This window comes from Sphingobacterium psychroaquaticum, from assembly GCF_004421025.1.
GTDB lineage: Bacteria > Bacteroidota > Bacteroidia > Sphingobacteriales > Sphingobacteriaceae > Sphingobacterium > Sphingobacterium psychroaquaticum.
In genome coordinates this window covers 228,818-251,942 of record NZ_CP038029.1, presented here as the reverse complement: position 1 = coordinate 251,942, position 23,125 = coordinate 228,818, and the positions used below count along the sequence as shown (strand labels likewise).

Below are 23,125 nucleotides of genomic sequence, written 5' to 3'. Positions count from 1 at the left end.
ACTATCAACTTTTCTTCCGACGCAGCTTTGTCAAGATGGAAAAACGCCCTTTATTGTTTTCTTGTCCATAATCCCCATAGCCATAACCGTACCCGTAGCCATAACCATAACCGCCATAATACCCACGATTTACTTTCACATCGTTTATGATAAGCTGTACATTTGAAATCTTATTTTTCATCTGTAGATCAGAAGGAATTCGCAACTGTTCTTTATAGGTAAAATCCTGACGTACGAGGTACAAACAAGTATCAGCATACCGTGCCAAAAGTTGAGCATCGGTAACCATTCCAACTGGAGGTGCATCCATTAAGATATAATCATATCGCTGCGCTAACTCCTTCATTAATTGTTCAGCACGCGGAGCAATTAAAAGCTCTGCTGGGTTCGGAGGGATTACACCCGCTTGAATTAAACTCACATTTTCATGAACACCGGAAGGCATCACAATTTCTTCAATGCGCATATCTTCTCGGATGATATAATGCGAAAAGCCCTTACCAGCAGGAAGTCCTAACTTACTTGTAATACTAGGTTTTCGTAAATCTAATTCCATCAGTAAAACCTTCTTGTCCAGCAAGGCTAATGAAACTGCTAGATTCAAGGCTACATAAGACTTCCCCTCACCAGACATGGATGAAGTAAACAAAATTGTTTTACCTCCATGCAAAACAAACTCAAGGTTTGTTCGCAGTGCTCGAAACTGTTCTGCTATGGGTGACCTCGATGTTTTACTTACTACAACATATTTATTTTCGTCAGAGTGAGCCACCATACCGAGAACTGGTAAATGACTTAAGCGATCCAAATCATCCTTTCCTCTAACGCGAAGATTGAAAAGATCCCTCACATAAATAAAGCATAAAGGAACTATTAGTCCTAGCAGCAAACCAATAAAATAAACAACTTTCCTCTTCGGAGAGACAGGTTTATCTCCAGCCTTCGGTGAATCTATAACTTTTGCATTGGACACATTAGCCGTCCGACTAATTGCGGTCTCTTCCCACTTTTCCTGTAGAAATATATATTGAGCCTGCTTTATTTGCTGTAGTCGGGCGAGATCAATATACCCTCGTTCAATTGTTGGAACTTGTTGAATTTGGGAAGTTAATGCTCCTGACATTTGAACATTTTTTTGCCTCGTTAAATCTAAGTTCCTTCGGGTGCTACCAACATTGTTGATCATATCTTGGCGTAAACCCGCAATTTGGCTTGTTACATTTTGCACCAATGGATTATCTTCAGTATTTGCTAGCAAAAGTCTCTCGCGATGTAACACCAACTCGTTATATTTCGTGACTAGCGCATTAAACGCCACATCTTGGGGAAGAACAGAGGAAGGAACCACTCGAGGATTTGCAGAACTTTGTAAATAAGAAGATAAGGCATCAAGCATCGCTAGTTGTGCTTCAACTTCAGCTAAACTTTTATTGTAACCCGCAGATTCCTGTAACAATATTTTACTCTGCTCAGTAATATCCGCCAACTTAGTAGACTGCTTATATCCGGATATTCGATCTTCAACACCTGCTAGTTCTTCTGTTATTTTTGATAGTCGCGTATTTATAAAGGCTAATGTAGAATCTGCAATAACATTCTTATCATGTAAATTACGCCCCATATATTTCTGAATAAACACGGCAAGTAGTTGCTCTCCTCGCCGGGGTAGCGAATGATCTAATGTTAGATCAATCGTCGAAACAAGTTTATTCGTAACCTCTACCGTCAAAGCTTTAATTAAACCGTCAGTTGCTTTACGAATCGGCATGATCGAAAAGCCGTACTCATCTGATTTATTGTTCGAAACAAGAGCGGATCGTTCTAACTTTAAAACCCCAACCCCATCAATAACAAATGGAGCACCAAGTTTTACCTGAAAGGTAGTATCTCGATCTGACACCTCCATAACGCTGTTGGGCATTGCTTTTAGGGTGTAGGATTTAGTTAAAGAAATACTATCTACGTCAGAGAGAAGATTAACTTTAAAAGGAATACTCGTCGTTGGAATACTATGAACAGTACCCGATTTAAAATATACTACATATTCCTCTTCTGCGATCACCATCTCTCGCATCAAATCAGCCGTTCTTAGCACTTCTACCTCGTTGTCTACGGAGTTTTTTGCTCCCATAAGACCCGATAAATCTCCTAAAGCTGATGCCGACAACATTCCCCCGCCCTTCTTATCATCTGAAACTAAAATCTTAGCTGTTACTTTATATATGGGTATGGTGTATCTTAAATAGATGAAGGAACAGAGCAGGCCAAGTAATCCGCAAAGGACAAACCAATACCAATTACTAATTAACCTTCCGAAAAAACGAACTAAATCCTTATTATCGCTTTTTCTTGATGTTAACTCCATGTCATCATCCCAATCTGAATTTCTATTACTCATAACTATTAATTGACTAAACAACAATTATGTTGTCTTATATTGAACCTATAAACAAACATATTGTAGGGAAAAGATCTCATGTAAATATCTTCTAAAGCCTAGTAAAGGCTACAACCAACAAGGAAACTAAAGATCCTATGAGAGCAAAAGTTTGCGTCCGCGATGAATTATTAGCCGCCGCTTTAGCTTTTCCTGGCTCAACATACACCACGTCATTTTGCTTAAGGTAGTAGTAAGGTGATTGGAATAAATCGCTGGAATTTAGGTTTAGACGAACTAATTCTTTTTGATTATTATGCTCCCTCACCAAAAGTACATTTTCTCGCTTACCATAAATTGTAAGGTCTCCAGCTAAACCCAACGCATCGAGAATGGTCACCTTTTCATTGGGCACCGTATATGTCGCTGGTCGCGCAACTTCGCCAAGAACAGTAATTTTATAATTTGCAAAACGAACTTGCACCGTAGGATCCTTGTAAAATTTTTGCGCCATCTGGGTAATCCGTTCGCGAGCTTGATAAGTTGTAAGATCTTTCACTAAGACCTTTCCTAACAAGGCCATCTGAACATAACCTTCTTTATCAACCAAAAAACCAGAAATAACCTGGGTTCCCGTATTTGTCGCAGAGCTTGCCCCGACAGCCTGTGTTGCCATCGCTTGATTAGCCACGGCTGAGCTTACAGGATCAATCGTTTGGATCATGATACTCAGGATATCATCCGGCTGAATAATAGGTTCATTAAAACGAGCAGCTTCTTTTACGACACGAGCCGAATCGATCGGTAGATCATTGAAATAGACAATCTTCTTAACGGAGCAGCTCCCTAATAGAAGAATAAGAGGCAGAACATAGACAACAAGTGTTCTTACCTGTATTAATTTTTTTTTCATTATAATATTATACTTGTTCATTGTAATTGTGTTCCGTGCTGTAGGTTTGTTCTATGTCATTTGCTGAAATTTTATACGTTCAAAACTTTATGCTGTGCGAAAAGCACCTCATTTTTAATATCACACTTATCCAGTACTTTCCTAAGATCTTCATGACCTAGACCTACCTCAATAGCATTTACATGCCGTTCATGGTGCACATCCGTTCCCAAAAGATCTATCCCCCCTTGATCCGCTAACCATTTGGCGGCGTGCTTTTCTCGTTTCCCATAATATCCTATCAGAGATAAGATGTTAACCTGAAAGAGTACACCAATTTCTTTAAATCGTTTGAGTCTTGATCTATCGCCATGGTAATAAACATACCGCTCAGGATGTGCCAAAATAGGTTTGTATCCTTGAACTTTCAGATTGAATAAAACATCCTCAATCGATAAGCTTTCCTGCATATATGACATCTCAATCAATATATGCTCATTGGGCAACAGCAGTAACTCCGAATCATTCTCAATTAAGTCCTTTTCAAAGACGGAATCTACCATATACTCCGCAGCATAAGCGCTATCAATTCCAGAAGGAATATGCTGTAAAAGTGCTCTATACGCATTTGAAACTGTCTCTTTGTTATTTGGATACATTTCTGCGAACACATGGGGGGTAAAATAAAATGAAGATAACCCCAATTCCTGCAATCGATCTAAGATCTGTATACTCTGATCTATCGAAACACATCCATCATCAATACCTGGCAGAATATGGGAGTGCATGTCAACCTTTAACCAGCCTAAATCTGTACTCTTTTTTTTACGCGCAAAAAAACTAAACATCTGTTCTCTATTCTATGTTAAAACTAAACCAAATGTCCTCCCCCAAGGTAATTAAGCATTTGTTTTATAGAGAGATCTTTTAAAATGGGTTACATGTTCGTGTAGTTACTTTTCGTAGAGAGATCACCGACCGGACCCACCGGTCGGCACATCCCCTACAATTACAAGTATAAACTTGATTTTCTTTATTAAACTTAAAGCTTGTTACACTCTTCTATCAAGATACCGAGATTTGTAGCTCCCGCCTTTTCTCCCAGGATATCTCCAGGTTTAATACCCACAGTTCCGCTATTATCAGCCTGTACACTTTTGGCATTCACCGTTTTGGTACGTTCCTTCCAAACAGCTCTAAAGTCATACTTCGTACCATCAGATTTCAATAATGAGGTACTAATGAAACCATTGTGTACCGCACCAAGATATTGGAATGCACCGGTGCCAGCCACTCTATAATAAAGTTGGAAGGTCGGCAGTAACGTAATAGGATCCGTTTTATCAGGACAACGCACATATAGCTGTAAGGTAACTTTCGGCTCCACGACTGGATTTGGATTTGGAATCGTGATATTCGTCGCACTTCCACATGCCGCTAAAGCAGTCTGTGCGATAATACTATTATTAACCGTGCTACGGACCACGATCTGTACACCAGACGCTGGTAAATAATCCATTCCAATTGATTTGGTATCACTACTAATAGAATACGTACGAGAAGCGATAACCAACCCATTCTGAACAGCCTCCACATTTACAGGATAAGTGAATCCTTGTTCGATCCAATCAGCAGAGAAATTAATTATACTAACAGGTGCACATGATTCCCTGAATTCTCCAGCAAGGAAGGTGGTTAAGTGGCTCACTTGAAAAGCCACTGAGTAACCGCTTCCTGAACTTTTTATGGGTGTATCTTGTTCATGCGTCCATGTAGGATCATACGCACTATTTGAAAAAGTCGACAATATTGTACCAGCTGTCAATGGAGCGCCATTACCTAATGTAAAACCTTCACTGATCTCCATCTCAATAGCTATAGGCTTACTGAATTGACGCACAGGAACACCGTCGATTACCATATTTATGGTCGTCGTGGCAGCTGGGTTAAACGTTCCACTAGCCGAACTACCGTTCGCTAAGGTCACCCCATCCGCTTGGTATCTTCCACCAGGGAAAAGTGCCAATGCATCTGGATCTTGTGGATCAAAACCAGTCGCACTTACGGTCAAAGCCTTACCGACAATAACCTTACCATCCGCGCCAATAAACTGTGTTCCCTGAGGAATAGTAATATCGATATTCACCCCTTCTTCACCAGCAACTTCAATCTTCGATTCAGTAGGCAAGGCTCCGCTAGCATCAATACCAAAAGTTTTGTTTACCACAACAGCTCCATCAGGTACAGTAACTGGTTTCGCCAAACGGATGTGCATAATTCCATTATTAGCATCCGAAATAGTGACATCCACAACCTGTGTAATATAACCGGTCGCGGCAATTTCCACTTGAAAGCGGATAGGTTCCGCGGCTGTAGGTTCTCGTTTTGGATCAACACCAAAATTCACGAGGTTACTTACTAATTTAAAATCTTTGTAACCACTGATATTATATATATCTTGGGTATCGCCTCCAAGGAGCTTTATTGTTGCATTTACGGGTTGTCCGTTTGTATCTAATACTTCCAACGTAGTGGAATGCTTAATCACCTCCGTGCTGATAAGCAAATTAAAATCTTTTAACGGGTTATCACAAGAAACAATACCGCTTAGCAACGTCAAGGCTAATATATAGTGGACTATTCTCTTCATTTTCATAATATTCATATTAACTATTTCAACCTATAACTAACACCAAATTCTACGCGCGGTAAATAGCGGTAATTACGAATGTTATGCTCAACCTGTGGCGCATTCATAACATTCTCTTCTAGCAATCCAGAGGCCTCAATGGTAACCTTTGGTTTAGACAAATAATAGCAGCCTAGGTCTAGACTTGCAGAGAACCTGTCATCCAAACGTATGTTACTCCAACCAATTCCTGCATACGGATTTATTGTTTTTTTCCATTTTACATCCGTGTGTATAATACCAACCTGCACAGGATCAACGAGGATATCACCATATTTATATGGATCACTCAGGCGTGTATCAAATTCACCATCTAGCTTAAAGAAATAAGCTCCACCAAGCTGCAAGCCAAAAGAATTAAAGAAACCGCCTTTGCCTGCAAATGGCGTATATCCTAAAATAAGAGATGCATTATGCGCTTGTGCCTTTATATCACTATGCGTTTTTCGACCGGAATATGTCCCTTTAATATCTGTATTAAAAGGCATAAAACTAACGCCCAAACGTGCTCCAAATTTTGCACTAAATGGTTGGTAAAAGTGCGCTCCAATACCTGATGTCCCACCATGGATTCCAATCGCTTGCGGGTAACCGGTACGAATAACATCCTGTTGCGCAAGAACCTCTTGTGCGCCAAAAAAGATGGTCAACACAAAGGTCAAAAGGTAACTGATGTTGTTGTTTTTTATTCTTTTCATTGTTTTTGGTTTTATCTTGCTACTGATTAATAAGCGTTCTTCTCTCCCCGAATCATATTAATTGCTGTCAAGCAAATAATCTTAAAGTCCAACATTGCTGACCAGTTTTGCATATATTCTAAATCATGTTCTACTCTTTTTGCCATAAGCATCGGATCTTTTGTTTCGCCCCGATAACCGCTTACCTGCGCCCATCCTGTTATCCCCGGTTTAACGAAATGACGCACCATATACCGATTGATTAATGCACCATAGTGCTCCGTATGCGAAAGCATATGAGGACGTGGCCCAACAATTGACATCTGCCCTAGGAACACATTAATAAATTGTGGGAACTCATCCAGGTTACTCTTACGCAAAAACTTACCAATCGGTGTGATTCGGGAATCATTCTTAGTGGCCTGTTTATCATTGGAGCTCTTATTTACCACCATACTGCGAAACTTATAACAGTAAAAAGGCGTATTATTTCGTCCAGAACGCAACTGCTTAAAAAATATAGGCCCCGGGCTTTGAATTTTTATAATCAACCCGATAATAGGAATCAACCAACTCAGGACAAACACAATCACAAAACCACTAATAACCGTGTCCATAAAACGCTTCTTGAGTCTATTTTCTATATTCGACATAGACTCTCCTCGAGACTTTAACACAGGTAAATTAATTTCAGCCGGAGCACCTTCTTTGTACGTGATGTTTGCTACCATGGAAGGCACAAAATTCAAATGAACACATTGATGATCCGCCGCGGAAACCAAATCTTCACTATACTTATACATTTCGGGAGAAGTAACCAAGAAAACATCATGAATTCCATCTTTCGAAACCGCTTCAAAATATTGCTTGAATTTGCGTAAGGTCTCTTCCTTGGTCATTGCAGCATCTTCGTCTTTATACTGAATAGTATCCACCTGATAAAAAAGCTGTTGTTGATCAAAGAACGAAGCAACAGGTGCAATCTGATTGCCCGCACCAATAACCGCCACTTTCTTAACCCAATTAAAACGTCTAGGCAATGTTGTATAAACGTAAGTCATAAACATACGAGACACAAGGAGATAGATGCTTAGAAACAACACCAAAACCCCGAATGCCTTCACAGAAGCCAAAAGAGGACCATTGAAAATAGCGAAAATAAGCACAGCACCTAAGGTAATTAAGGCTGTACGTAGTGTTGCTCGAAACATCGACTCTAAACGTCCCACAACATCTTCACGGTATAAGTGAAAAAACTGTGCTGCAACAAACCAAATTAAACTAAATAGCGTGGACACCACCGGTAGACTAATAGGGACACCATTCCACAATGAAATCCAACCATTATATGTGGAAACGGAAAGCGCAAACTGCAAGGCAATATTAATGCAGAGCAAATCCATACTAAAAAGTATTATGACCAAACACACTATAATCCGATTAGGAACATACCTATACATAACACATATATTTTACTTTAAAACAAATATTTTATGATAAAAGAAATGTCAGCTGCATCAAAAATCTATTGAGCTCGGCGTTACCCTCCTTCAAAATTCAATTTTTAATACCAAAAAGATCAAGCTTCTATCGATTCTGTACCACTAAAAAGCAACCTCTTTTACTTATCACATAGAGTAAGCAAATAGGCTTAGCACATCTAATACTACAATAAATCACGAATAATGTTTTTATAAGTCTGTCTTTTTTTAATTGCGACACTTCGTATCAAATCTTATTCGCTACTTTTCTTTTCATAAGTAAACGCTAATTATAAAAACTAATCACCGTTTATGCTGTACAAATAAATATTAACCAAATGTAATATTTTTAAAATGTAAAGCAATGTTATTTTTTAATTAACTTTTTAAGAATTACAACGATAAAACGTTTAGGTTATGAAAAATTAATCAACGACGCAAAAAGAAGAAAAATTTCACAAAATCAAAGGGGACATCGAGGTACAAATAGGGGACAAAGGAGGCTCATTTAAGGGGACAAAAAAGGGACAATATTCTAAATCAATGTTTTACAAAAAACTCGATAAAAAGGAAGGGAGGAAACCTCCTAAAATCTCCTCCCTTCCTTTTGTTCAAAATAACGGGTAAATAACTCCCTTAAAACGCTCGTTTTTGAAGATATTCATTTTCTTTGGCCGTCATCAAATCCTTCTCCTCTCCCTTCTTATCATGATAACCACATAGATGAAGAACACCATGAATAATCACCCGATGCAATTCATCAGTCTCGGAAACATTGAATTTCGCCGCATTCTCTGCGGTACGTTCTACAGAGATAAAAATATCACCACTAATTTCTTCCTCTTTCTCGGAACTATCGAACGTTACAATATCTGTATAGGTATCGTGATTTAAATACTCTTTGTTAATTTCTAATAAATAAGCATCAGAACAAAACACAAAATTCAATTCGCCGATTCGCTGAAAACCTTCGGCCTTGATGGTCGCAAAAATCCATTCGCGAACCTTCTGCTTATTTTTCAACACATACGTGATATCCTCACTAAAAAATAAAATATCTCTTAAAGCCATTACATCATTGATTTAGATTCCATATACGTTTGTAAAATCAGGGTCGCAGAAATAGTATCAACCAAACCCTTCTCCTGCCTTTTTTTCTTTGTTTTACCACTTTGCGCAATAACAGAAGATGCCATTTTAGACGTAAAACGTTCATCAACCTCCGCGACGCGAATTGCTGGGTATGTTTTTTTCAGTTTCCGGACAAAGCCTACGACATGTTGCGCCGATTCTGATGCAGTGCCATCCATCTGTAGGGGCTTCCCCACCACGAAGGTTTCTACCGCCTCCACTTCTAGATAATCAGCTAAAAAACGCCAGATATCATCCGGGTGAACCGTTGTGAGCGCACTAGAAATAAGTTGAAGCGGATCTGTAACCGCAACACCTATTCGCTTAACGCCATAATCAAAAGCCATAATACGCATAGTACTCCTTTAAAACGTTACAAAAATACACATTTATATGCGTTCATTCAATGAGCCCTGTATTTAATCAAACGCCATACACAGTGGCTTCTTTGGATGAAACACGCAGTCTTCTACAGACTTCATACCTCGTACTTAGGACTAATTTCTTATTTTTGCACAAACAATACATTTTACGTGGGTATTCAAGACGTCTTAACGAAATATGCTCAAAGCGAGCAGGTTAAATTATTGGTTAAAGCCATTCAGGGGAAAAATCCTAAAATACAACTAAAAGGACTGATTGGCGCATCGGATGCCATAGTTGCCGCAGCCGCATATACCGTCCAGGAACGTCCCTTTATCTTCATTCTACCTACACATGAAGAAGCATCCTATTTTTTGAGTGATCTAGAAAGCATCCTCGATAAGCAGATACTTTTCTTTCCAGCATCTTTTCGTAAGGCTTACGAATTTACGCAAACAGATGCCTCTCATGTTCTACAACGTGCGGAAACCTTAAGCGCATTAAACCACATCTCAGAGTTACCTAAAATCGTAGTTACTTATCCAGAAGCAATTGCTGAAAAAGTAATAAACCGGGAGGATCTAGAGAAAAACACCTTAGCAATTACTCAAAATACAAAGCTCAGCATCGATTTCATCAATGAATTTTTATATGAGTATGATTTCGAGCGGGTAGATTTCGTTTATGAACCGGGGCAATTTGCAATAAGAGGCGGTATTGTCGATATTTTTTCCTTTTCAAATGATCTACCCTACCGCGTTGAGTTTTTTGGTGACGAGATTGAGAGCATTCGCACATTTGACATGGAGACACAGCTCTCCGTTAATAAAATCCATACGGTAACCATCGTACCAAATGTACAAGCAAAGTTCCTAAGCAATAATCATATCTCGCTCTTAGAATACGTAGATCGGGATGCCGTAATATGGATTAAAGATGTTCAATTTACGCTCGACATCATGAAGGATGGTTACAAAAAAGCATCTGAATTCTGGAAAGCACTGCCGGAGAAAGATATTCTAGTCCATGCAGACTGGGTGGATCCTCGGGTCACTTTCACCACAGATCGTGGTTTTGGCGAGCTCATGTTTGATTTTCCAAATGTAGAATTTGGAAAACACTTCTACTATAAAGCGGAAGAAACACTCAAATTTGATATTCATCCGCAACCATCTTTCAATAAGGATTTCACCCTTTTGATCCACAATTTCAAAGAGAATGTAAAGCATGGGATTGAAAACCTCATCTTTTCCGACTCGACCAAACAGGTTGAGCGAATTTATAGTATTTTAGAGGATATTGATAAATCTGTAACCTTCACGCCCATTCATAAAGGACTACGGGAAGGGTTTAGAGACGACGAGACAAAACTCGCTTGTTATACAGACCACCAAATTTTTGATCGCTACTACAAATACAAGCGTAAAAAAGGATATGAGCGCTCTCAGGCTATTACACTAAAGGAACTGCGGGACCTTAAACCCGGCGACTATATCACGCATATCGACCATGGTGTCGGTAAGTATGCAGGACTGGAGAAAGTTGAAGTAAATGGCAAGACACAGGAAATGATCCGGTTAGTCTATGCAGATAATGACCTGCTTTATGTCAATATCAACTCCCTAAACAGAATATCAAAATACTCAGGAAAAGAAGGAACTGTTCCAAAAATGAACAAGCTTGGAACCGACGCCTGGGAAAAACTAAAGAAAACGACCAAAAGGAAAGTTAAAGATATTGCACGTGATCTGATTAAGCTCTATGCAAAGCGGAAATCGCAAACAGGTAACGCCTTTAGTCCAGATACCTACTTACAAAATGAGCTTGAGGCATCCTTCTTGTATGAGGATACACCAGATCAAGAAAAGGCAACAGCTGATGTAAAACGTGATATGGAATCCCCTCATCCAATGGATAGGCTCGTATGTGGCGATGTTGGTTTCGGAAAAACAGAAGTTGCTATCCGTGCGGCATTTAAAGCCGCAACAGACAACAAACAAGTAGCAGTCCTTGTCCCTACGACCATTCTAGCCTTGCAACATTTCCGAACCTTTAGTGAGCGGCTGAAGGAATTTCCTGTAACGATAGATTATATAAATCGATTTAAATCTACCAAACAGATCAAAGACACCTTGGCTCGTCTTGCCGAAGGCAAGATCGATATTATCATTGGCACACACCGACTCGTAAGCAAGGATGTGAAGTTCAAAGATTTGGGCTTAATGATTATCGATGAAGAACAGAAATTTGGGGTTGCCGTCAAAGAAAAGCTAAAGGTGATGCGTGCAAATGTCGATTCCCTAACCTTGACAGCAACGCCAATCCCACGCACCCTCCACTTTTCATTAATGGGCGCCCGTGACTTAAGCATCATATCCACACCTCCACCTAATAGACAGCCGGTACAAACGGAACTCCACGTTTTCAATGAGACGTTGATACAAGAAGCCGTCGCTTTTGAGTTAGACCGTAACGGACAGGTGTTCTTTATTCACAACAGAGTAGCCGATCTAAAACAATTGGGCGGCATGATTCAAAAGCTCGTTCCCGGAGCACGTGTCGGTATTGCACACGGTCAGCTAGAGGGCGATGCCCTGGAAGATGTTATGCTGAAATTTATCAACCATGAGTTTGATGTACTCGTAGCCACTACCATTATTGAAGCAGGGCTCGATATCCCCAACGCAAATACAATTATCATTAACCATGCACATATGTTTGGATTAAGCGACCTTCACCAGATGCGTGGTCGGGTTGGACGTTCCAATAAAAAAGCTTTCTGTTACCTCTTAAGTCCACCACTTTCGACTTTGACAAACGAAGCCTATAAACGTCTATCCGCACTGGAGGAGTTTTCTGAACTAGGATCAGGTTTCAATGTGGCAATGCGAGACTTAGATATCCGAGGCTCCGGAAACCTCCTGGGTGCCGAACAGTCGGGTTTTATTGCTGAGATTGGTTTTGAAATGTACAATAAAATATTGGACGAAGCTGTTCAAGAGCTTAAGGATGACGAATTTAGTGAGCTATTCGCCGAGGACAAAAACCGAAAGTACGTGACTTTTACACAAATAGACACAGACCTCGAGGTTATGATTCCAGACGCCTATGTTACCAATATCGGCGAACGATACAATCTGTATAACGAAATTGCAAAACTAGAAAACGAAACGCAACTAATTGCCTTTCAAAAAGAACTCGAAGACCGTTTTGGTCCCGTACCACAACCCGTATTTGAGTTATTTAATACCCTCCGCCTGCAATGGTATGGTAAAGAGATTGGATTTGAAAAAATATCCTTCAAGAAAAATACACTTAAAGGCTATTTTGTGAGCAATCCAAAATCAAGCTATTATGAATCTGATCAGTTTGGAAAAGTACTAGCTTTTGTGCAAGCACATCCTGCGATAAGCAACATGAAAGAAGTGAAGGGACAATTACGGTTAGCAATAAGTAATGTAAATAATATTACGTATGCCTTACATTTACTCAAGGAGATGAGTAATTAACTGATTAAAATCTGTAAGTTTGGTAGACTAAAATAAAGATATGAAAACGACTTATCTCTTCTTGGTCTTTGTATTATTTGGTTTAGCAATACAGGCACAAGGATACGATCAAGAAATCCAAGTCTACCGAGAACAACAGGCGCAGCATTTAAAAAAATCTGCCAAAGGTCCCATCGCGGACGAGTACGTCGTATCGCATGTCCATTACTTCAAGCCGACACCTCTCTTTCGAGTAGAGGCCAGTGTGGAGTATCTAGACCATGAACCGACCTTTCGCATGCCTACACTTGATGGAACAAGTAAGGAATTTCGACGGTATGCGCATTTACATTTTCGAATAGATGGAAAGGATCATACCTTGACCGCCTATGAAAATGCAACATCTTTTCCGAGTGAATCTGCCGCCACCTATTTATTTCTTCCTTTCTTAGATTTAAGCACAGGAGAAACGACATACGAAAGCGGGCGTTATCTTGATCTTAAAAAACAAGATATCCAACATGAAAAAGTTATGCTAGACTTCAATAAAGCATATAACCCATATTGTGCATACAGCAGTGGATACCGATGTCCACAACCACCAGCGGAGAATTTCCTTCAAGTAAATATTGAAGCGGGGGAGAAAAAATATACAGGTCCTAAAAATCAAAAAGAACAAGATAACAGTATGGCCAAAAACTTTACAGAGCGAGAGAAAAAGATCATTTCCAATGCAGCCCCTTCTGATAAGATGTATGTCCTACAGACGAATGTGGAGCCTGACTCCATTATCTTACGTACAACATCTGAAGACGTTAAATATGATGACCCTCTATTAGCAACATTGACGGCGCGCATGTATGCTACCGTACAAGACCCTGAACATGCTGGCGTAGGGATTGCTGCTCCACAAGTTGGCATCAATAAAAATATTATCTGGGTACAGCGCTTCGATAAGGCGGAGCAACCTTTTGAGGTTTATTTAAACCCAAAAATTATCTGGCGCTCAAAACTCTTGCGAAAAGGAATGGAAGGATGTCTTTCTATACCGGATCTACGTCAAGATGTCGTGCGCAGCTATAGCATCAAGATTCAATACACCAACAAAGAAGGAAAATCGGTGGAAGAGATCGTAGAGGGTTTTACAGCGGTTATTTTTCAACATGAAGTGGATCACCTGTATGGGATCCTATTTCCCGATCGTATCGTCGAACAAGAACAACGACAGGAAACTTCTTTAGCAGACAAGATTGAGTTCTCGATAGAGAAGGGAACGATTGTTCCGTAGCTGAAATCAAGATACCATCAAGGCATCTTAGTGCTTTAATACACCTACCTAGGGGGCTGGGCTTGTCCCCGCCCACAATAAGGCAAACATCTACGAACCTTCAGCAACGAACTGTTTTCTAAAGAAGCATTTATAGATTTCTCCTCGTACCTCGTTCGAAATGACGCTATTATGTCGTCTTTACGGCATAGCTTCTAGCTCCCCTTAACCCCAAATGTCGCCTAAGGAATATTTGCGGTCGGTAGAAACTTGCCCTTGCGCGAGCCATGCTTAGCAAAAATTCATAGCGACAAGGTTTGGTTACTTTTCCGATAAAAAGTAACATGCCTCTCCGGCTGAGAGAGAAGTAAGAGAGAAGTCAATAAGTTGATCCTCACGCCAGCATGCTCATCAACATTCTTTTATCACTACGGTAAAACTTCTAGCTCTAGCTCCCCTTAACCCCCAGATGTCGCCTGAGGAATATTTGCGGTCGGTAGGAACTTGCCCATGCACGAACCATCCCTAGCAAAAATTCATAGCGACAAGGTTTGGTTACTTTTCCGATAAAAAGTAACATGCCTCTCCGGCAGAGAGGAGTAAGAGAGAAGTCAATAAGTTGATCCTCACGCCAGCATGCTCATCAACATTCTTTTATCACTACGGTAAAACTTCTAGCCCTAGCTCCCCTTAACCCCCAGATGTCGCCTGAGCAATATTTGCGGTCGGTAGAAACTTGCCCATGCACGAACCATCCCTAGCAAAAATTCATAGCGACAAGGTTTGGTTACTTTTCCGATAAAAAGTAACATGCCTCTCCGGCAGAGAGGAGTAAGAGAGAAGTCAATAAATTGATCCTTACGCCAGCAGGCACATCAACATTCTTTTATCACTACGGTAAAACTTCTAGCTCTAGCTCCCCTTACCCCCCAGATGTCGCCTGAGGAATATTTGCGGTCGGTAGAAACTTGCCCATGCACGAACCATCCCTAGCAAAAATTCATAGCGACAAGGTTTGGTTACTTTTCCGATAAAAAGTAACATGCCTCTCCGGCAGAGAGGAGAAAATTATCGTTCAGCAATTTTCACCTCAAACAATTTATCCCATTGTTTTCCGGTCACGAATAATCTTTTGCCTACACGATCGTAAGCAATACCATTCATTTCTTGATCGTTAGGTTTGCGAGCGGGATTGGTATACAGGCCAACAAAATTAATCTGCCCTTCCACGGCACCAGTCTTCGGATCGATAATAATGACCACATCCTTACCATAAACATTCGCATAGACCTTACCGTCGATATATTCCAATTCATTAATACTATCCACAGCACCTTCACTATCATAAACAGACAAGGTCTTCACTTCCTTAAAAGTCGTTGGATCTAAAAAATATAACTTTGACGACCCATCAGATTTAATAAGCAATTCCCCATCATAACAAATTCCCCATCCCTGCTTACTATTCTCATAGGTAAATGTAGATACCTGATCAAAAGTTTTTTTATTAAAAACATAACCGATATTGTTCAACCAGGTCAACATGATAATCCGATCCCCCACAATAGTCATCCCTTCTCCAAAATAAGGCTCTCCCTTACTATCCGCTCCCGTTATCTCTTTCTTCTGGATAACTTTCCCAGTTTCCAATTCGACTTTACGTATCGAAGAAATCAGACCATCTCCTGCGCCAGTAGATTCGTAAAGAAAACCACCATCAAATTCTAAACCTTGCGTAAAGGCCTTCGTGTCGTGCGGGTATTCTTTCACCTTCTCAAAAGCATACTGTTTGGCCGATTCCGGCACGATAGTAATATTGCTGTATGCCACCTCTTCCTTTCCAGCCTTATACACTTTCGCCACCAAGTTACGTGCTCCTAGGCCAATCTGCTCGGTATCAAGCACCATCGAAGAAGTATCTTGCTTGCGCCCAATAACCTGCCCATCAACCGAATACACAACGGAATCAATCGTTGTATCAGGAAACTGCATCCGCAACGCTAACTTTTGTCCGAGCGTCACATTATCTCCTGCAGCTGGAGTTAAAAAGGCAAATTTACCCTGTTGTGATTTACAACCAAACAGAACCAAAGCACTGACCGCCAAATAGCCGGCAATATTGCGTATTTTCATAATTATCTAATCTATTATTTTCAATCCTTACCAATCTCTGAAACTCAGCTGCTCCAAAAAGCATCTTTAATTAAATCGACCTTTCCACTACCATCCATATAAACAGAAACGATATCAAAGCGGATTTCACCCGAATAATTCGTTTTTCCCAGATAGGCATTAGCCAATTTAATTAGATTCCTCTGCTTCTTCCGATCCACAAAAGAGGCCGGTTCGCCATAATCCATATTACTCCGGGTTTTTACTTCGACAAACACCAGTGTATCAGCATCCCACGCGATAACATCAACCTCCCAATGCTTAAAACGCCAATTTACAGCAATAATTTCATAATCCAAACCCACCAGAAACAACTGTGCCTTTTCCTCCCCTTCTCGTCCGCGTTTCAAGTGCTCTGCCATAGGGCTTCTTTACTTGACTACCGTATTCCCAAGGTATGCCCCCAGCATCTTCTCTGCTTCTTTAAGCTTTTGATACTTCGACAATAGAATCTCCAGATCCTCCGCAGATTGATCGAGCTTTAATTCCTCTCGAATTTTGGTCATCTCACTTTCCACCTTCCGTTTTTTTATGCGATAAATAGCTTGTGTCGTTAAAGCCTTTAAATGCTCATGCTCACGAGTCACATAGATCTTACGCTTATCGTCATTCCAGTTCGGGCTCAGTTCGTAGGGACTTGACACACACGATATAGCCAAATCCTGCACCGTTGAATCTTCGTGCGAAAAGAAAAATTTCGCTTCTGGGATCTCAAAATCCTCTGCCTTTTTCCGAAAAACCTCCACGATAAACGCACTGGCTTTATCCTCAAAAGTAATATCGTCGATCGCATTCAAAAGATACGGAGCAATAGGCACATCGCCATCGCCTTCCCAAACGGCCAGCTCCGCACCATAGTTCAACAGAATACGTACGATTTCACGCTCTTGCAAAATTTCTGACGTGGCAACTTGCGTTCCAGTTGCTGGTTCAATACCAATTTGTGCTCGCTCTTCATCGGTCAAGAAAAAATCTAGAGGCGGCCCATCCATTTCCGGATGCATCGGGGCCGGTCTACTTGCGGCAGCTTCCTTTTTATCCTGGGCCTTCGCTTTATTCAAACGCATCTTATTGAGCTCTGTCAATAACACCCGCTCTTCCATATCCAACAATGCCGAACATTGCTTAATAAACACCGACACCTTGATCTCATCAGGAATCAGTGCTATACTCTGTACGACCTCGCGAATAACCTCTGCTCTTTTAATTGGATCCGCACCCGCATCCTTCAATAAGATATTTGTCTTATAAAAGATGAAATCCTGTTGATTCGTATCGATGTACTCCTTAAAAGCAGTTGAACCAAAAGACTGTACGTAAGAGTCGGGGTCATTTCCATCAGGAAAAAGAAGAACCTTTACATTTAACCCCTCTTCCAATAGCATGTCAGTCCCCCGCAAAGAAGCCTTGATCCCGGCGGCATCACCATCATACAGAATAACCACATTCTGCGTGAATCGACCAATCAGCTTGATCTGCCCAGTAGTTAAAGAGGTTCCTGAAGAAGAGACCACATTCTCAACTCCCGCCTGATGCATCGAGATTACATCAGCATAACCTTCAACCAAGTAGCAGCTATCCTTATCCATGATGGCCTTCTTCGCGAAATTCAATCCGTAAAGTACATCAGATTTATGGTAAATATCACTTTCAGGAGAGTTTACATACTTCGGAACAGATTTTTCTGTTTTCAGCGTTCGTCCTCCAAAGCCAATAACTCGACCGGTGAGGTTATGAATAGGAAAGATTACACGTCCTCGAAAACGGTCGTACAAACTACCGTCTTCCCTTTCGATAGACAGTCCGATAAGGCTTAAATAATCCTTATGGAAACCTGCCGCAGCAGCAGCATCCGAAAGGGCTGTCCATTGATCGGGCGAGTAACCGAGTTCAAACTTCTTAACGATATCTTCCCGATATCCCCTCTCCTTAAAGTATGACAAACCGATGGATTGCCCCACCTCCGTTGTCCACATCTGTTCCTTAAAGAATTTCCCAGCCCAGCTGCTAAGCACATACAAGCTTTCACGCTTATCCTGCGCAGCAAGTTGCGCTGGAGAACGCTCGACTTCTTCAATCGCAATATTATACTTATCCGCGAGATAGCGTATAGCTTCGGGATAAGAATACTTTTCGAGCTCCATCACAAATTTCAACGAATCACCACCAACCCCACAACCAAAACACTTATAAATTCCTTTTGCCATGGAAACATGGAAGGAAGGTGTCTTTTCATTATGAAACGGACAATTCCCAATAAGCGAGGTTCCTCTTTTTTTTAGATCTACAAAATCTCCGACAACCTCCTCTATCCGAGCCGCATCCAATACCTTCTCTATCGTTTCTTTTGTGATCATAAAAACTAACGTCTAACTATTGTGTATTCATTGCAAGTTACATAGATGGGGCAAAAAAGCAAAGTGAAATCTGCACTAAATAAACCCTTGTAAAAAGAAGTAAAAATAATTATGTTTGGATATGGGTCTTGTTTATCTAAGGGAATTAAATACGGAAACGAAATTTGCGCTATGGCGTATCGAGGAAACGGCAGAAGAGTTACTCGGAAAGCTGCAACTTGATGAACGTGAAAAAGCAAAACTGGAAAGCTTAACCAAAGGCAAACGTAGATTGCACTGGCTCGCTACACGTGTGTTACTCCGCTTCCTCTTGAAAACAGAAGAATATATTAACTGTCCCTCCGATGAACATGGAAAGCCATATTTACCAGACTATCCGTATAATATTTCCCTCACCCATTCCTACGATTTTGCAGGGGTCTTGATGTCTACACAAGGACCATGCGGGATCGATCTAGAAATTATTAAAGAGAAAATCGTTCGGATAAAGGAAAAATTTATGAAACCTCGCGAACTGGCTTTCATCCAAAATGAAAACATCGACCAAATGTATGCCTGTTGGTGCGCAAAAGAAGCGGTGTATAAGCTTCAAGGTAACAAAGGAGTCTCTTTCCTAGAGGATATGACGATCCTACCCTTTCAATATAGACCACAAGGAGTCATGACGCTCCTCTTACGCAAAGACAAGAAAACGCATTCTTTTCAGGTATATTACGAACAGTTTCAAGAGTATATGCTCGCATACGTGGTTAGCGATTAAAAACAGACAATACAGGGACTAAAAAGAAAATTGCGCTTTACCCTTCCAGCGTCCTTAAACTGGCGCAGAATGACAGCTAGAAGGAGCCTTTTTACGCAATCTCTTACAAGTTTCCGGTAAAGTTAGGCGTTCTTTTATCCAAAAATGCCGAAACGCCTTCTTTAAAATCTGCTGTTCCAAAGGCCTTCCCAAACGCGTCAATTTCTACATCAAACCCTTTAACACCAGTTTGACTTGCATTAATTGCTTCAATGGCCGCCGCCACCGCTGTTCCTGAACGTGTATAAATCTTGTTCAGTAAACTCTCGCATGTATGTAGCAAATCTGTAGCTGGCACAACATAATTAACCAACCCCCATGTCAGAGCCTCTTTTGCGCCAATCATATCCCCCGTCAAAATCATCTCCATCGCTTTCCCTCGCCCGACCAATGCCGGCAACCGTTGCGTGCCTCCGTATCCCGGAATCACACCTAGCGACACCTCCGGCAATCCCATCTTAGCGGTTTCCACGGCGACACGAATATGGCATGACAAAGCGATTTCCAAACCACCGCCTAGCGCAAAACCATTAATCGCTCCAATAACCGGTTTCGGAAAATTATGTATCACATTCATCACATGCTCCTGTCCCCAAGCAGCCATCGCTCGGCCTTCCTCTTCACTATGCCCAACAAACTCAGCGATATCAGCACCTGCGACAAAAGCCTTCTCACCAGCCCCAGTCAAGATAATACCCGATACCTCTCGATTCGTTTTCAAGGCTCCCAACAAATCCGCCAATTCTCCCAATGTTGCACGATTCAATGCATTCAACTTGGTTGGTCTATTAATTGTAATGATGGCAGTCTGCCCTGATAATGTTAACAAAAGATTTTCGTACTGTCCCATAACATCAAAAATTTAAATGAACACTGACGCGATACGTATCCTTATTCACATTTGGTAAATCCAGATAATTCAATCGCCTGATATACTCCACCCGAAATACCCTTAGGATATTATCGATTCCTACTTTTCCTTCCCAATACGGTTGATTACCCATAACGTGCGTGAGCTTATTCCCCTCATTGTCCGTGTCAAAGTGCACCACGCCTGAACTAAGATAAGGATTATTACCATCAGTTAATCGCCCGCGGAACATCTTAACCCCCCAAAGCTCCCTTAGTTTCAATCGCTTCACCAGAGGGATCTTATTCAAAATAAATCCTTCCAGCTGGTGATCAATGGAGAGTTTTACAAACTCATCCGCAACAAACTCCATATTACGCATTAACGAATAATCGATCACATGCCGATCATCATTTTTAAAAACATCAGGAATCTCCAAAAGTGGATACGGAAGGGTACCCCAAATTTTCCCTCCAGATAATGTAACATCAACAAATCCTAGCTGACGCATAAAGAAGCGCTTGGTCACCGCAGCGCGCAATGCATCATAGTTATAATCCGCTCCCCAAAAACCACGTAGACCTTTGTTATATTGTACATTAAAAATAGGATGCTTTTCAATAATTGTACGACGCACTAAATTTCTATAATAGAATTTTTCATTAGGGGCCCAACGCAGTACGAACTCCAATTCATTGGTGTTGATATCTTCAATGTTTACGCCAGGATCACCAGAAGAAATAAAGTTAAGATCACCAATAGCGTGACGGCGATGATGTACAAAACCAGACTGTATACTCAGGTGGTTACCAAATTCAATGAGATGCTTCGCTTCGTATGCATAAGTATCTAGCCATTTGGTAGGTTTATTGCTCCGGATGGACTGAAAAAAACTATCCCCTTTCTTAAAACCTAAATTACGACCGGGATCAAAAATATCATGCTGCACCCCAAACTGAAGGTAATGAGCCGGGAAAGTAGTAACAGCCTTTCCATTCAGTGCAATTGTTGGCTTAACAAAATACTTAAAAGACTGATCACGCAGTCCATATGCTAAGTACCCTTCAATATAAAGCTTCTCAGAAAACAGTCCTGTCGTCCGTCCACCAATTCGAATCCTGTTACCTTCAATATTATTTGAAGAATATAGATACTCCACAGGCCCTAGTTCAAACGGTCCAAGATTATAAAAACCTTGCCCCACCAAATAGCCCAGAGTGACCAACGTTTTGAACGTCCTATTATCATTGAGTGAATCAACATCGGTATACACTCGGCTCTCACTACTATTCAACGGGATAGGCCTTCTTTCTTCCAAAATAGCAATACTGCTATCAGCCTGAGGCAAAATTTCTATTGGCGCACCCGAAAAAACAGCATCACTGAATGTCGCCTTGAAATCAAAGTCATAATTCATCGTGATCTTCTGCCCAAAAAGGGCCTCTTTCTTTTCCGTACCAAACAAAATCTGGACATCGCTTCGCTCGAGGAACATCTGCTGCTCCTCATTGACCGTAAAGTCTTGCTCTATATCTACTCGGTTGACCCAATTTAGGTTAGCCTCCTTATTCGTATTAAGCCTTGCTTTACCTACAGCATAACGCCCATCTAGGCTCACCCAAAGCCTACCACTAAGTAACAGATCCGTTTTATTCCGCGGTTCAAACCGAAGCTCAACAAATGGCTTCATGTTCACATCTACGGTGTCTACAATATAATACTTGTAGAAAACTGGCGCATTATTCGCTATTGGACTTAAGAAAAGCTTGTTGATTAAGAATATATTTTCGGCATAAATATCGACATCTTGAAAAAGGTAAGTAAGATACGATTGTATATTGTGGTTATTTATATGTCGCTCATCATACTTTGTCTGCTTCACAGACTTCACTACCTTTTTACTCGACACAGGATCATTGGTCTGGTAGACATCACTGATTTGTTCCTTCATAAAAAGGGCCAAAAGCTTACTTCCAGGGATAGAAACAGTATCTATATTTTCGAAGAAAAATCGCATACTTCCTAACCCTTTCAGGTACTTGGAAGAGGGATCAACCATACCAAAACGTATTTTGTCATACTGCTCAAAGCGGTGCTTTGGTTGACGTACCATTCGATTAATTCGCTTATGCTTGATCACTTCTTCGATCAACTCAACCGCAGGATTCTTATTATTGTATTTTCGTTTACTGGATATTTCTATCGCATCAATGACACGTTCATCCGGATGAAGCTTGATAATCACCTCAGTCTCCGATGCTACGTAACCTCCTTTATAGGTCCGATAACCCATAGCGGATACCTCAATATGATTTGTTTTATCGGAATTTACAGCAACTACAAAATTTCCGAGCGAGTCGCAAGATGTCCCTATAGAAGTCCCCACAACTTTTATACTGGCTTGTGGGATACCCTTACCGGTCAACTCATCTACAACGCGCCCCAATATACGTCCCTGACCAATAGCCATCGGCATATTGACACAGAAGCAGTATATAAATAGCAAGACGCCTAACTCCGTCGCTCCAAATTTCCTCATAATCAACGCAGGTACGCTATAAAGATACAATTTGTGCCCACAG

Annotated in this window: 16 protein-coding genes; 3 read left to right on the top strand and 13 right to left on the bottom strand. The window is 40.9% G+C overall.

Going from position 1 to position 23,125, the window contains the following annotated elements; all coding sequences use genetic code 11:
- Positions 1-4: 4 nt before the first annotated feature.
- From E2P86_RS01075 to ruvX, 8 genes are all read right to left on the bottom strand, one after another.
- A complete protein-coding gene (locus E2P86_RS01075) occupies positions 5-2,398 on the bottom strand; it encodes a GumC family protein (RefSeq protein WP_134430198.1) in 2,394 nt (797 codons plus the stop codon).
- A 91-nt stretch (positions 2,399-2,489) separates the two neighbouring features.
- Complete coding sequence (locus E2P86_RS01070; RefSeq protein ID WP_085474125.1) at positions 2,490-3,290, bottom strand: polysaccharide biosynthesis/export family protein; 801 nt, start codon at positions 3,288-3,290, stop codon at positions 2,490-2,492.
- Positions 3,291-3,361: 71 nt separating this feature from the next.
- The gene (locus E2P86_RS01065; RefSeq protein WP_134430195.1) at positions 3,362-4,117 is read right to left on the bottom strand and encodes a tyrosine-protein phosphatase; all 756 of its coding nucleotides are present in this window, start codon (positions 4,115-4,117) and stop codon (positions 3,362-3,364) included.
- A gap of 194 nt (positions 4,118-4,311) precedes the next feature.
- Entirely contained in the window at positions 4,312-5,919 is a 1,608-nt protein-coding gene (locus tag E2P86_RS01060) for a hypothetical protein (protein WP_134430192.1), read from the bottom strand.
- 20 nt (positions 5,920-5,939) lie between these two features.
- A complete protein-coding gene (locus tag E2P86_RS01055) occupies positions 5,940-6,656 on the bottom strand; it encodes a hypothetical protein (RefSeq protein ID WP_085474122.1) in 717 nt (238 codons plus the stop codon).
- 26 nt (positions 6,657-6,682) lie between these two features.
- On the bottom strand, positions 6,683-8,038 hold the full coding sequence (locus tag E2P86_RS01050) for an exopolysaccharide biosynthesis polyprenyl glycosylphosphotransferase (RefSeq protein WP_166785124.1): 1,356 nt from the start codon (positions 8,036-8,038) through the stop codon (positions 6,683-6,685).
- Positions 8,039-8,752: 714 nt separating this feature from the next.
- Positions 8,753-9,187: an rRNA maturation RNase YbeY gene (gene ybeY / locus E2P86_RS01045; protein WP_085474120.1), complete on the bottom strand. Its 435-nt coding sequence runs from the start codon at positions 9,185-9,187 to the stop codon at positions 8,753-8,755.
- Positions 9,187-9,603, bottom strand: coding sequence for a Holliday junction resolvase RuvX (gene ruvX / locus E2P86_RS01040; RefSeq protein ID WP_085474119.1), 417 nt, complete (start codon positions 9,601-9,603; stop codon positions 9,187-9,189). The genes ybeY and ruvX overlap by 1 nt, the downstream gene beginning before the upstream one ends.
- Positions 9,604-9,780: 177 nt before the next feature.
- Here ruvX and mfd point away from each other — a divergent pair, with 177 nt between their 5' ends.
- Complete coding sequence (mfd, locus tag E2P86_RS01035) at positions 9,781-13,119, top strand: transcription-repair coupling factor (RefSeq protein ID WP_085474118.1); 3,339 nt, start codon at positions 9,781-9,783, stop codon at positions 13,117-13,119.
- Positions 13,120-13,159: 40 nt separating this feature from the next.
- Positions 13,160-14,386 (top strand): peptide deformylase, encoded by a 1,227-nt coding sequence (gene def, locus E2P86_RS01030; protein ID WP_085474117.1) that lies wholly within the window; start codon positions 13,160-13,162, stop codon positions 14,384-14,386.
- A gap of 1,047 nt (positions 14,387-15,433) precedes the next feature.
- Here the strand turns inward: def and E2P86_RS01025 are convergent.
- Genes E2P86_RS01025 through dnaG form a run of 3 tightly spaced genes read right to left on the bottom strand, consistent with a single transcriptional unit; the run spans position 15,434 to position 18,894 of the window.
- Positions 15,434-16,498, bottom strand: a complete 1,065-nt coding sequence (locus E2P86_RS01025; protein WP_234991291.1) for a glutaminyl-peptide cyclotransferase — start codon at positions 16,496-16,498, stop codon at positions 15,434-15,436.
- A gap of 44 nt (positions 16,499-16,542) precedes the next feature.
- Positions 16,543-16,899, bottom strand: coding sequence for a YraN family protein (locus tag E2P86_RS01020; protein WP_085474116.1), 357 nt, complete (start codon positions 16,897-16,899; stop codon positions 16,543-16,545).
- Between the two features lie 9 nt (positions 16,900-16,908).
- Complete coding sequence (dnaG, locus tag E2P86_RS01015) at positions 16,909-18,894, bottom strand: DNA primase (RefSeq protein ID WP_085474115.1); 1,986 nt, start codon at positions 18,892-18,894, stop codon at positions 16,909-16,911.
- Positions 18,895-19,015: 121 nt separating this feature from the next.
- On the opposite strand from dnaG, the gene E2P86_RS01010 reads away from it, so the two are divergent.
- Positions 19,016-19,654 carry a 4'-phosphopantetheinyl transferase family protein gene (locus tag E2P86_RS01010; RefSeq protein WP_085474114.1) on the top strand — a complete coding sequence of 213 codons (639 nt, stop codon included), beginning with the start codon at positions 19,016-19,018 and terminating at the stop codon, positions 19,652-19,654.
- Between the two features lie 103 nt (positions 19,655-19,757).
- On the opposite strand, the gene E2P86_RS01005 is transcribed toward E2P86_RS01010, so the two are convergent.
- Together E2P86_RS01005 and E2P86_RS01000 are read right to left on the bottom strand one after the other, a co-directional pair.
- Positions 19,758-20,543, bottom strand: coding sequence for an enoyl-CoA hydratase-related protein (locus E2P86_RS01005; protein WP_134430186.1), 786 nt, complete (start codon positions 20,541-20,543; stop codon positions 19,758-19,760).
- A gap of 4 nt (positions 20,544-20,547) precedes the next feature.
- Complete coding sequence (locus tag E2P86_RS01000) at positions 20,548-23,082, bottom strand: DUF5686 family protein (RefSeq protein WP_134430183.1); 2,535 nt, start codon at positions 23,080-23,082, stop codon at positions 20,548-20,550.
- Positions 23,083-23,125 lie beyond the last annotated feature (43 nt).